The organism is Polaromonas sp. P1_G2, assembly GCF_056405515.1.
In genome coordinates, this window is sequence record NZ_JBFUBY010000111.1 from 1 (window position 1) to 12,245 (window position 12,245).

The window sequence follows — 12,245 nt, forward strand, 5'->3', positions numbered from 1 at the left end:
CGCGAACGCGGCTTAGGGCTTGGTCTCTATTTTGGCCATGCCGTGGTGCGTGAGCCACATCCCTGTGGACTCACCTGGGCGGTTTCAGCGCGGACCGCCCGCCGCGCCGCCGCTGAATTGGCACATTGGGCACCAAAAAACGCTGTCGCCAGCCGATTGGCGCACTTTCACCAAAACGATGCGCTCATGAAAAAAAGCGCCATTTTGGTGTGTTCACGCCGCATCGAAGGGCATGTCCGGCCCACTGGTATGGGGCTGGTACGGCATGACACCTAGCAGTGTGGTCAGGGGCCAACAATCGGGCGTGAATTTTGCTAATGGAGCGATAAGGGCTTTGTGTGATGTGTGACAGATCGATTAAATCGGCCTGGGGTCGATCAGAAAAGCCCTTTGAATGTTTGCGTTTTTTGTGTTCCCACCTTTTTGGAGATTTCTAATGATGAAGAAAAGCCTAGTTGCCCTGGCAGTGCTGGCCGTTTCCGGCGTGGCCTCCGCGCAGTCCACCGTGACCATCTACGGCCTCGTGGACGCTTGGGTCGGTACCGTCAAGGACAACAACCTCAGCCGCACCGGCGTGAACGTCCCCCACCCTTTCTCCGGCAGCGGCGGCGGTCTGCAGACCAGCCGTTTCGGCCTGAAGGGCTCTGAAGACCTCGGTGGCGGTATGAAAGCCAACTTCCTGCTGGAAGCCGGCTTTGACCCCAGCACCGGCGCCGCCAACAACTACACCAACCCTTACACCAACGCGGTCTCCACCGCGGTCTTCGGCCGCCAGTCCTGGATGGGCGTTTCCGGCGGCTTCGGTGAATTGAAGCTCGGCAAGATGTGGACCCCGTACGACATGGTCAAGGGCTCCGGCGCTGCTGGCTTTGACTCGCTGCTGTTCGCGCCTTCCACCAGCGTGTGGGCCAGCAACAGCTACCAGGACCGTCCCGGCAACTCGATCTACTACGAGACCCCCAACTTCGGCGGCTTCTCCGCTGCCGGTATGTACAGCTTCGGTGAAAACAAGACCGCCGCTGTCAGCGCCGGCAAGATCGCCAGCATGAACGTTGCCTACGCGAACGGCCCCATCGGCGCTTCGCTGGCTTACCAGACCGAAAAAGCCACCGGCAACGCCACGGCCATCAAGTACACGCAGTTGAACGGCTCCTATGACTTCGGCGTGGTCAAGCTGCTGGGCGCCTACGGTAACGTGAAGAACGGCACCACCCCGATCACCGGCGTGGCAGCGGACAAGACCAAGGAATACCAGATCGGCCTGGACTTCCCTGTCAGCAGCGCCCTGACGCTGTCCGGCGGTTATGCCCGCTCCAAGAGCACGCTGCTGGGCGGCGTTCCCGACCTGAAGCGCACAGGCTACGGTTTTGCTGCCCTGTACGCGCTGTCCAAGCGTTCGAACCTGTACGCTGGCATCCAGACCGGCAAGGAAACCGGCGGCGCGACCGAGCGCAAGACCAGCACCTACGGCGCTGGCATTCGCCACACGTTCTGATCAGTTTGACCTGACTTGAACCCCGCCTCGTGCGGGTTTCCTGGAAAGCCGCTTCGCTGAAGCGGCTTTTTTCATTAAACGGCCGGCATCAGAGCGAAAGCAGGATTTTTGGCAAGAGGAAATCCCCGGTTCTTGCGGGCGTTGTTTCTTTCCCACTTTCTGCCATCCATTTGTGGCTTGAGCGCAACGGGTTGTTGGTTTTTTTGGGCATTCCTTTGCGAATTGAAGCCCAGTCTGGTGCAATAGAGCCAACTTCCCGAAAGGGGGTTGGCCCGGGTCTCTGGTGGAGCCACGAGGACGCAAGTCCGCAAATGGTCCCCGTGCCGGAGCCCTATGTTTAACCTTGGAGAAACTCTCAATGAAAAAGACCCTTATCGCTTTGGCCGCACTCGGCGCTATGGCTGGTGCAGCACAAGCTCAGTCGACCGTGACCATCTACGGTCTGCTCGACGCCAACGTCGGCAGCTACAAGACCAACCAGGTCAGCGGCGCTGCCATCACCGGCATCAGCCAGGCCAAGATTGACTCCGGCGGCCTGAACGGTTCGCGTTGGGGCATTCGCTTCAGCGAAGACATCGGCGGCGGCACGGCTGWCATCGGTAACCTCGAAAGCGGCGTCAACCTCGACGCAGGTTCTTCCGGCCAAGGCGGCCTGCTGTTCGGCCGTCGCGCCAACGTGGGTATCTCCAGCGGCTTCGGTACCGTGACCATCGGTCGCAACTCCAGCTCCTACGACGACGTGTCTGCTGACCACGCCATGATGGGCGCTACGCTGTTCGATCCTTCGAACACCAACAACGGCTTCAGCACCGCTCAAGCTGGCGCCATCGGCACCCTGGCTGGCAATGCTGTCCTGCTGAACCACAACGGCAACGGCTCCGGCGCCCACGTGACCTGGGTTGGTTTCAACACCCGCTTCAACAACAGCGTCAAGTACGTTTCCCCTAACTTCGGCGGCTTCACCGGTTCGTTCATGTACGCCTTCGGCGAAGACAAGACCTCCGCTGTCAGCGCAAGCAACACCGTGTCTGCCAACCTGAAGTACGCAAACGGCCCTCTGGTTGTGTCCGGCGGCTACCAGTCTGAAGGTGCTGCCCGCACCGCAACGACCAAGCCAGCTCTGACCAACACGCTGCTGAACGTTTCTTATGACTTCGGCGTCGCCAAAGTCGGCTTCGGCGCCAACCGCGCCAAGTTCAAGGACGTCATCACTACGTTCAGCTCGACCGGTGTTGCAGTTGCTGCTCACGAACTGGGCGCACAAAAAGAGTACAGCCTGAGCGTTGCAGTGCCTCTGGGCGCAACGACCCTGAGCGCTGGTTATGCTCGCTCCAAGGGTGACGATCTGGGTTCCAGCACTGGCTGGGGCGTCCAGGCTCTGTACTCTTTGAGCAAGCGCACCACCCTGTACACGGGTGCCGTCAGCACGAAGAACTACTCTGGCGTGGCTGCGAACACCATGGTGATCGCTCCTACCAGCAGCATCACCCGTACCACGACGATCGCAGCTGGCATTCGCCACACGTTCTAATTTGAAGCTGGCTTAACGCCAGTTTCTTATGAAGATCAAAAAGCCGCCCCGGGGAAACCCGAGGCGGCTTTTTTTATGGTTGAAATGACTGCAGTGCAAATTTTCGGATTTTTTGAAACCTTTTCTGCCCCGGCCGCGTTGAGCTATCTAGCCTCATCACCTGTTTTCCTATGACCCTGTTGTCTCATTGTTTTTTCTCGCGTACGTTCCGTGCGATGACGGTTGTCGCTTGCGTGACCCTGCTGGTGGCCTGTGCGGGAGTAGGAACTTCCGGGCCGGCAAGCAGCCAGGATGTGAACTGGGCCTCGGCGTCGCCCGCAAGTTCAAACTCAAATTCCTCTTCGATCCCGGATACCGTCAAATGGCAACACTGCGCATTTCCGGGGAAAAAGTCCACGCACTATCGCGCGGTGCGGCTGGATGGGCGTGAAGCCGTTTTCAGCGAATCCGACAGCGCCGCCAGCATGCTGCGGCAACAGTTGCGGGTCGAGCCTTCAGACCTGGGCAAACTGGGTTTCTCCTGGAAGGTGCCCATGATGATCGCCGGCGCCGATATGACGCAGCGCGACAGTGACGATTCCCCGGTGCGCGTGTTGCTCGCCTTCGAAGGCGACCGTTCGAAGTTCTCCGCCAAAAACGCCATGCTGTCGGAACTGGCATTGGCCCTGACGGGTGAGCCCTTGCCCTACGCGACCCTCATGTATGTGTGGGGCACGCACAGCGCGCCGGAAAGCGTGGTGATCAACCCCCGCACCGACCGCATCCGCAAGCTGGTGCTTGAGTCCGGGCCGGCGCGGCTTGGCCGCTGGCTCGACTACGAGCGCGACATCCGCGCCGACTATGAAAAAGCCTTCGGTGAAGCGCCGGGCGCGCTGGTCGGTATTGCCATCATGACGGACAGCGACAACACGCGGCAAAAAACCAAGGCATGGTATGGCCCGGTCRGCCTGGTGAACAAGCCTTTGAAAGTCACGGCCGTTCCCGCTGTGACCGCCGCATCGGCCCGGCTTTTACAAAGCCCTGTGTTTGCACCGCCATCCCATCAAGATTAGTATTTCCAACAGCTGAACTCGGAATCTCACTGACATGCGTGCTCCGGCCACCCTTCCAAATATTCCAGGTGCCTCATCCCTCCAGTCCGCCGCAGCGGCGGATATCGCCGACAGCGCGGATCGCCCGCCCCAGCTGCGTGCCAGCGGCAGGGCCTTCGCGCAAATCGTGCAGTACCACCCCGAACTCACCGCTTTCCGCCGCGACCTGCATGCCCACCCCGAACTCGGCTTCGAAGAGGTCTACACTTCCAGCCGTGTGGTGCATGCGCTCAAGCTGTGCGGCGTCGACGAGGTGCATACAGGCGTCGGCAAGACCGGTGTTGTCGCCGTCATCAAGGGCCAGCAAACCGCCAGGTCCGGCGGGTCTGGCGCAAGGCCCATGGTGGGCCTGCGCGCCGACATGGATGCGTTGCCCATGACCGAGCACAACGAGTTCGGCTGGAAGTCTTCCAAAGTCGGGTTGATGCATGGCTGCGGCCATGACGGCCACACCACCATGCTGGTGGGCGCCGCCCGTTATCTCGCCGAAACGCGTAACTTCGCCGGCGATGCGGTACTGGTGTTCCAGCCCGCGGAGGAGGGGCGCGGCGGGGCCGACGCCATGATCAAGGACGGCCTGTTCGAGCGCTTTCCCGTGCAAGCGATTTACGCCATGCACAACTGGCCCGCGATGCAGCCCGGCACCATCGGCATCAACCCCGGCCCCATGATGGCCGCGGCCGACCGCATCACCATCGAGGTCACCGGCAAAGGCGGCCACGGCGCGCACGCTTACCTGACGGTGGATCCGGTGCTGGTGGCCGCTCACATCATTACCGCGGTGCAAAGCATCGTGTCGCGCAACGTCAAGGCCATGGACAACGCGGTGATCAGCATTTGCGCCGTCCGGGCGGGCGACCTGGGCGCGATGAGCGTGGTGCCCGAGACCGCCATGCTGGTGGGCACCGTGCGCACGTTCAAGCCCGAAGTGCAGGATCTGGTCGAGCGCCGCCTCAAGGAATTGTGCGCGGCCGTGGCCCAGGGCTTCGGCGCCACGGCCACCGTGAAATACGAACGCATCTACCCGGCCACCATCAATTCGCCCGCCGAGTACGCACTGGCCACCGCCGTGGCGGACCAGCTCGTGGGTGCGGAAAACGTGGTGAGCAACCTCGAACCCAGCATGGGCTCGGAAGATTTTTCCTTCATGCTGCGCGTCAAGCCGGGCGCCTACCTGCGCCTGGGCCAGGGCGAGCAGCTGCCCGACGGCAAAGGCGGCACCACCGGCGGCATCGGCAGCCGCTTTCTGCACAACAGCTGCTATGACTTCAACGACAGCGTGCTGCCGCTGGGCTCGGCGCTGTTCGCCGGCATCGTGGAGCGTTCGCTGCCCCTCGCCTGATACCGCGGCGCTACGCTTCAAGCGTAGCGCTTGTTGCGCAGGTTGTTCTTCATTTCCTTGAGCAGCGGCTGCAGCTTGCTGCCGATGCGCAGCGCCACGCAGGTCGCCAGGATGTCGATGATCATCAGGTGCATCAGGCGCGACACCATAGGGCTGTAGCGGTCGTAACCCTCGGGGTGGTCGGCCGTCAGGTGGATGTTGCCGGCTGCGGCCAGCGGCGAACCGGTGACGGTGATGACGATGGTGGTCGCGCCGTTCTTGCGCGCGATGTCGCAGGCGTCCATCAGGTCGCGCGTGCGGCCCGAATTCGAAATCACCACCACGCAGTCGCCCGGGCCCAGCAGCGAGGCGCTCATGACCTGCATGTGGCCGTCGCTGTAAGCGATGCTGGTGATTCCCAGGCGGAAGAATTTGTGCTGCGCGTCCTGCGCCACGATGCCCGAATTGCCAACACCGAAAAACTCGATGCGCCTGCCGCTGTTGTAGGTCGCCAGCAACGCGTCGGCGGCCCTTTCCACCGCCACCGAACTCGCATCGTTGCGGTACTTCAAAAACGCCGCCACGGTGTTGTCTATCACCTTGACCATCACGTCGCCGGTCTTGTCGTCGGCATCCACGCTGCGGTGGATGAAGGGTACGCCCTCACTGACGCTGCCCGCCAGCTTGAGCTTGAAGTCCGACAGGCCGTCATAGCCCATGCTGCGGCAAAAACGCACCACGGTGGGCTTGCTCACATGGGATCGGCTGGCAAGCTCGGTGATGGGCAAATTGGCAAAGGCCCGCGGGTCGGCCAACACGAGGCGGCCGACGCGTTGCTCGGCGGGAGCAAGAGAGGAGAGGGATGCCTTGATTCTGTCGAGCACGCTCAGCACTCCTCCGACCAACAATAGCCGTCTCTGGCAATCATCGCGCTCGAGGCACTCGGCCCCCAGCTGCCGGCGGCATAAGGCCGCGGCGCGCCGGAATCATTGCTCCAGCTGTCCAGGATGGGCTCGACCCAGCGCCAGGCTTCTTCCTGTTCGTCGCTGCGCACAAAGAGGTTGAGCCGCCCGTCGATCACGTCCRGCAGCAGCCGCTCGTAGGCACCCACACGTTCGGAGCCGAAGCGCTTGTCGAAGTCCAGGTCAAGCTGCACCGGGGCCAGCGAGGGTGTGCCGCGCGCGTGGCTGTTGCCGGAGCGCTGGTCGGCGCCTTGCGCCAGCAAATGCAGCTCCAGGCCGTCCTTGGGCTGCAGGTTGATCACCAGCCGGTTGGCCACGTTGGAGCCGGCCGTGGATGTCTTGAAAATCGCGTGCGGCGCAGGCCGGAAGTTGACCTCGATGTGCGCGTCGCGGCCGGCCAGGCGCTTGCCGGTGCGTATATAGAAGGGCACACCGGCCCAGCGCCAGTTGGCGATCTCGGTGCGCAGCGCGACAAAGGTTTCGGTCCGGCTGTCGGGCGGCACGCCTTTTTCGTCGCGATAGCCGGGCACCGGTTCGCCGTCGATGTTGCCGGCCGCGTACTGGCCGCGCACCACGTGCTGGCGCAGTGTTTCAGGCGTCCAGGCCTTGAGCGAGCGCAGCACCTTGAGCTTTTCGTCGCGGATGGCGTCGGCATGCGAGTTGATGGGCGGCTCCATGCCGATGGCGCATAGCAGTTGCAGCGCGTGGTTCTGCACCATGTCGCGTAGCGCGCCCGTGCTGTCGTAGAAGGCGCCGCGTTTTTCCACGCCCAGGTCCTCGGCGATGGTGATCTGGATGTTGGCGATAGTCTCGCGGCGCCACAGCGGCTCGAACAGCGAATTGCCGAAGCGCAGCGCGAACAGGTTCTGCACCGAAGGCTTGCCCAGGTAGTGGTCGATGCGAAAGATCTGCTGCTCACTCAGCACGCTGCGCACGGTCTTGTTGATGGCGCGGTTGGAAGCCAGGTCGTGGCCCAGCGGTTTTTCCAGCACCACGCGCGTTTGCGGGCCGTTGAGGCCGGCGGCGGCGATCTGCTCACACACCGTGGTGAACAGGCTGGGTGCCGTCGCCACATACATCACCACCACGTCGGCGGGCCGCTGCTGCAGTTTTGCGGCCAGCGCGGCGTAGTCTGCCGGGTTGGACAGGTCCATGCGCAGGTAGCCCAGCATTGCCGCGAAGCGAGAGAACTCCTCTTCGCTCGGGCGTTTGGCCAGCTCGACGTTGTCAAACCGGGATTTGATCAAGGCGCGGTACTGGTCGTCGGACAGGTCGTCACGCGCCACACCAGGTCGCCGGTGCCGCCGAAAAGGATGAGGTCAAAGCTCATGGTAAAAAAGTGTCTTGGTAATTAAGTTTCACATTCTATGGGCATAATGGTAACTCGACCTTGAACCCCGTGCGATGCCTGCACCCAGGTGTCCAGCGGTGTTTCATCCGGACCACGCCCGCCTTTTGCCAGCACCCAGCCATGACCCAACTCGACGCCCTCAAACAGTTCACCACAGTGGTTGCCGACACCGGTGATTTCAAGCAACTGGGGCAGTTCAAGCCGCAGGACGCCACCACCAATCCTTCGCTGATCCTCAAGGCGGTGCAAAAGGCCGACTACCAGCCTTTGCTCAAGGACACCGTCGCCCGCTTCAAGGGCCGCGCGCTCGACGAAATCATGGACCGCCTGCTGGTGCGCTTCGGCTGTGAAATCCTCTCCATCATCCCGGGCCGCGTCTCGACCGAAGTCGACGCCCGCCTGAGCTTTGACGCCAACGCCACTTATACGCGCGGCGAGCGCATCGTCGAGCTTTACCAGGCCGAAGGCATCCACATCGACCGCGTGCTGATCAAGGTCGCCGCCACCTGGGAAGGCATACAGGCGGCGGAGAAGCTGGAGCAGCGCGGCATCCACACCAACCTCACCTTGCTGTTTTCCTTCGCCCAAGCGGTGGCCTGCGGCCAGGCCAAGGTGCAGCTGATCTCGCCTTTCGTCGGCCGCATCTACGACTGGTACAAAAAATCCGCCGGCGCATCGTGGGACGAAGCCGCGATGGCCGGTGCTAACGACCCCGGCGTGAAGTCGGTGCGTGAGATCTACAACCACTACAAACATTTCGGCATCGCCACCGAGGTGATGGGCGCGAGCTTTCGCAACGTGGGCCAGATCACCGCGCTGGCCGGCTGCGACCTGCTGACCATCAGCCCCGAGCTGCTGGCCCAGCTGGCAGCCTCCGATGCGCCACTGTCGCGCGCCTTGGACGCCAAGGCGGCCGCCGCGCTGGACCTGCCCGCTGTCAACTACGACGAAGCCGGTTTCCGCTATGCGCTCAACGAAGACGCCATGGCCACCGAAAAACTGGCCGAGGGCATACGCGCGTTCGCGGCCGACGCCGTGAAGCTCGAACAGCTGATGCTGGCGGCCTGAGCCATGGCCGTGCAGCCCCGCCCCCGCTGTGACCGCACGCCGGCCTGGGCCGCGCTGCAGGACTGCTTTGACACCCGCGGAAAATCCTTTGACCTGCGCCAGGCCTTCACGGCCGACCCCGGCCGCTTCGGGCACTTCAGCCAGGAGGCGCCGCACCTCTTCGCCGACCTCTCCAAAAACCTGATCGACGCCACCAGCGAGTCCCTGCTGCTGGAGCTGGCCGCGCAATGCCGGCTTGAGCAGCACCGCGACGCCATGTTTGCCGGCGAGCTGATCAACGGCACCGAGCAGCGCGCCGTGATGCATTTTTTGTTGAGGAGCCCGGCCGCCGGCGGCATGAGCGGCGACCTCGCGCGCGTGCATGAAACCCTGGACGCCATGCTGGCCTACGCGGAGCAGTTGCGCGCCGACACCGACATCACCGACATCGTCAACATCGGCATCGGCGGCTCAGACCTCGGGCCGCAGATGGCGGTACTGGCGCTGGCTGAATTCGCCATACCCGGCAAGCGTTTTCACTTTGTCTCCAACGTCGACGGCGGCGAGCTGGCCGGCGTGCTGCGGGGGCTCAAGCCCGAAAGCACGCTGTTCCTGGTCGCGTCCAAGACCTTCACCACCACCGAGACCATGACCAACGCGCATTCGGCGCGGCGCTGGTTCGAAGCCCAAGGCGGCACGGACGTCGGCCGGCATTTCGCGGCGCTCACGACCAATGTCGCCGCGGCGAACGCCTTCGGCATCAAGACGACTTTCGGCTTCTGGGACTGGGTGGGCGGGCGATATTCGCTCTGGTCGGCCATAGGCCTGCCGATTGCCATCGCCATAGGCGCGGCCGGCTTTCGTGAGCTGCTGGCCGGCGCACATGCCATGGACGAGCATTTCCGCACGGCCCCGCTGGCGCGCAACCTGCCGGTGCGCCTGGGTTTGCTTGATGTCTGGTATCGCAATTTTTACGGCTTCAGCAGCCGCAGCATCGCGCCTTACAGCAGCGCCCTGCGGCGCCTGCCGGCCTATTTGCAGCAGCTTGAAATGGAAAGCAACGGCAAACGCGTCGATGCCGAGGGCCAGGCCCTGCCTTTCGCCACCTCGCCCGTGCTATGGGGTGAGCCCGGCACCAACGGCCAGCACGCCTATTTCCAGATGCTGCACCAGGGCAGTTCGGTGGTGCCGGTGGAATTTGTCGCCGTCAAGCAAGCCGGCCACAGCCTGCCGGGCCACCATGACACCTTGCTGGCCAATGTGCTGGCGCAGGCTCAGGCGCTGATGCAAGGCAAGGAAGATGGAGGAGGCCACAAACATTTCCCCGGCAACCGGCCCAGCACCTTTTTGCTGCTGGAGCGGCTCACGCCCGCCAGCCTGGGTGCGCTGGTGGCGCTGCAGGAACACCGCGTGTTCGCCAGCGGCGCGATCTGGGGCATCAACAGCTTTGACCAGTGGGGGGTCGAGCTTGGCAAGGTGCTCGCCAAGGACATAGAGCCGCGGTTGCGCAGCGGGGATGTGTCCGGCCTGGACGGCTCGACGGCCGGCCTGCTGCGCAAAATCGCCGGCTGATTTGCACAAAACTGTGCGTTTTTCCATTGCGGGGCCGCGTGCTTCCGTGGTCAACTTGCCGCTTCGCCGATTTTTTCGATGACCCGCACCATGGCTTTACCCGTTCCGCCTTCCCGCGTTTTCCCTCATTTTTCGATCATCGCCACAGCGCTGCTCGCCGTGGCCCTCGTCACCGGCTGCGCAATCCGCGCGCCGGTCGATGCAGACGCCGACATCGACGAACCGGCCAGCCAGGGCGGCACCGTGGGCCTGGCCGAAGGCGTGACCGGCACGGCCTGGGCCGAGATGTCGGCGCCGCCCAAAGCTGGGGAACTCAAGCCTGACGACCTCAAGTGGGAAATATTCCGCGTGCCCGGCAAGCAGCCGGCCAGCTACAGCTATGTGCGCCATGAAGGCCGCGACGCGGTGCTCGCGAAGGCCGAGGCGTCCGGCAGCATCCTGCGCCATCGCTATCGCATCGAACCGGACCAGCTCGGCCTCGTGCGCTTCTCCTGGAACGTGCCGAACGCCGGCGCGGGCGCCAACCTCACCTTGCCGCAACTTGACGACGTACCGGTGCGGGTGGTGCTGGCGTTCGAAGGCGACCGTTCGCGGCTGTCGATGAAAAACTCCCTGCTGTCGGAGCTGAGCCGCCTGCTGACCGGTGAAGAGATGCCGTTCGCGACACTGGTGTATTCGTGGTCGCGGGTCAACCAGCCCGGCGAGGTCGTCGTCAACGAGCGCACCGACCGCATCCGCAAAATCGTCGTCGACTCAGGCGACCACGGCTACAACGAATGGCGCAGCTACGAGCGCGACATCCGCGCCGACTACCGCAAGGCTTTTGGCGAAGACCCGGGCGCCTTGCTGAGTTTTGCGGTCTTCACCGAAGGTGAAAAGAATGAGGGCCAGCTGCAGGCCTTCTACGGGCCGCTCAAGCTGGTGCCGGCTTCGGCCGTCGCGCGCAAGTAGCGCCGCGCCCGGTCGGCGCGCCTGTGCCCGCCTGATGTCTTTGGCCATTTGTGCGGATAGCCCAGGTTGACTTGACGGCCTGAACCGGCAGGGCCATATCACGCCCGCCTTGACAATTTGTTGCATCTACTGATGCGGCTTTTAGGGAAATTCCCACTCCTTTAATGCAACAAAGTATCAAGGTCCTTTGATCTGGTATCAAACCCGCCAGGAGGTTTCCCCAGAATGCAGTGAGCGGCAAAGCTGCCGTTTCGAACGACATAACGAAGGAGACATCTCATGAAGGGTTTTATCCAGGCAGGCCTGGCGCTTGCACTCTCGGGCGCCGGCATGGCCCATGCCGTGACCGAACTCGTGGTGGCGACGGTGAACAACGGCCACATGATCGAAATGCAGAAGCTCACGCCGGTTTTTGAAAAGGCCCATCCCGACATCAAGCTCAAATGGGTCACGCTCGAAGAGGGCACGCTGCGCCAGCGCGTCACCACCGACATTGCCACCAAGGGCGGGCAGTTCGACGTGATGACCATCGGCCTGTACGAGGCGCCGATCTGGTCGAAGAAGGGCTGGTTGCAGCCCATTGCCACCGATGCCGCTTATGACGTCGACGACCTGCTGCCCGCCATCCGTGCCGGGCTGTCGCATGAAGGCAAACTTTATGCCGCGCCGTTCTACGGTGAGAGCTCGATGCTGATGTACCGCAAGGACCTCGCCGACAAGGCCGGCTTCAAGATGCCTGATCAGCCTACCTGGGCACAGGTGAAGGAACTGGCCGGCAAGATCCACGACCCGAAAGCCGGTGTGTACGGCATGTGCCTGCGCGGCAAGCCGGGCTGGGGCGACAACATGGCCTTCCTGACCACGCTGGTCAACACCAACGGCGGCCAGTGGTTCGACATGCAGTGGAAGCCGCAGATCGACACC

11 protein-coding genes and 1 pseudogene are annotated in these 12,245 nt (G+C 63.0%); 9 read left to right on the top strand and 3 right to left on the bottom strand.

All coding sequences use genetic code 11. The features are described from left to right. The 3 genes from AC1D0P_RS13105 to AC1D0P_RS13115 all read left to right on the top strand — a co-directional run. A partial coding sequence (locus tag AC1D0P_RS13105; protein WP_477677140.1) for a hypothetical protein occupies positions 1 to 276 on the top strand: 276 nt, incomplete at its 5' end. Between the two features lie 160 nt (positions 277 to 436). Further along, positions 437 to 1,495, top strand: a complete 1,059-nt coding sequence (locus AC1D0P_RS13110) for a porin (RefSeq protein WP_477677141.1) — start codon at positions 437 to 439, stop codon at positions 1,493 to 1,495. A 358-nt stretch (positions 1,496 to 1,853) separates the two neighbouring features. Continuing rightward, positions 1,854 to 3,026 (top strand): porin, encoded by a 1,173-nt coding sequence (locus AC1D0P_RS13115; RefSeq protein ID WP_477677142.1) that lies wholly within the window; start codon positions 1,854 to 1,856, stop codon positions 3,024 to 3,026. A 184-nt stretch (positions 3,027 to 3,210) separates the two neighbouring features. Here AC1D0P_RS13115 and AC1D0P_RS13120 read toward each other — a convergent pair whose 3' ends face one another. Next, positions 3,211 to 3,423: a hypothetical protein gene (locus AC1D0P_RS13120; RefSeq protein WP_477677143.1), complete on the bottom strand. Its 213-nt coding sequence runs from the start codon at positions 3,421 to 3,423 to the stop codon at positions 3,211 to 3,213. Between the two features lie 13 nt (positions 3,424 to 3,436). Between AC1D0P_RS13120 and AC1D0P_RS13125 the strand changes: the two genes are divergently transcribed. Together AC1D0P_RS13125 and AC1D0P_RS13130 are read left to right on the top strand one after the other, a co-directional pair. Continuing rightward, positions 3,437 to 4,078 carry a DUF3047 domain-containing protein gene (locus AC1D0P_RS13125; RefSeq protein WP_477677144.1) on the top strand — a complete coding sequence of 214 codons (642 nt, stop codon included), beginning with the start codon at positions 3,437 to 3,439 and terminating at the stop codon, positions 4,076 to 4,078. Positions 4,079 to 4,112: 34 nt separating this feature from the next. Next, positions 4,113 to 5,459, top strand: coding sequence for a M20 aminoacylase family protein (locus AC1D0P_RS13130; protein WP_477677145.1), 1,347 nt, complete (start codon positions 4,113 to 4,115; stop codon positions 5,457 to 5,459). Positions 5,460 to 5,476: 17 nt separating this feature from the next. On the opposite strand, the gene AC1D0P_RS13135 is transcribed toward AC1D0P_RS13130, so the two are convergent. Beyond that, a complete protein-coding gene (locus AC1D0P_RS13135) occupies positions 5,477 to 6,322 on the bottom strand; it encodes a MurR/RpiR family transcriptional regulator (protein ID WP_477677146.1) in 846 nt (281 codons plus the stop codon). Between the two features lie 2 nt (positions 6,323 to 6,324). After that, positions 6,325 to 7,730, bottom strand: a pseudogene (gene zwf / locus AC1D0P_RS13140) (glucose-6-phosphate dehydrogenase). A gap of 141 nt (positions 7,731 to 7,871) precedes the next feature. Here zwf and tal point away from each other — a divergent pair. The 4 genes from tal to AC1D0P_RS13160 form a co-directional block, all read left to right on the top strand. Next, entirely contained in the window at positions 7,872 to 8,819 is a 948-nt protein-coding gene (tal, locus tag AC1D0P_RS13145; protein WP_477677147.1) for a transaldolase, read from the top strand. 3 nt (positions 8,820 to 8,822) lie between these two features. Then, positions 8,823 to 10,370 (top strand): glucose-6-phosphate isomerase, encoded by a 1,548-nt coding sequence (gene pgi / locus AC1D0P_RS13150; RefSeq protein ID WP_477677148.1) that lies wholly within the window; start codon positions 8,823 to 8,825, stop codon positions 10,368 to 10,370. Positions 10,371 to 10,460: 90 nt separating this feature from the next. Continuing rightward, entirely contained in the window at positions 10,461 to 11,321 is an 861-nt protein-coding gene (locus AC1D0P_RS13155) for a DUF3047 domain-containing protein (RefSeq protein ID WP_477677149.1), read from the top strand. Positions 11,322 to 11,600: 279 nt separating this feature from the next. Further along, positions 11,601 to 12,245, top strand: a 645-nt coding sequence (locus AC1D0P_RS13160) for an ABC transporter substrate-binding protein (protein ID WP_477677150.1), incomplete at its 3' end; no start/stop codon positions are given.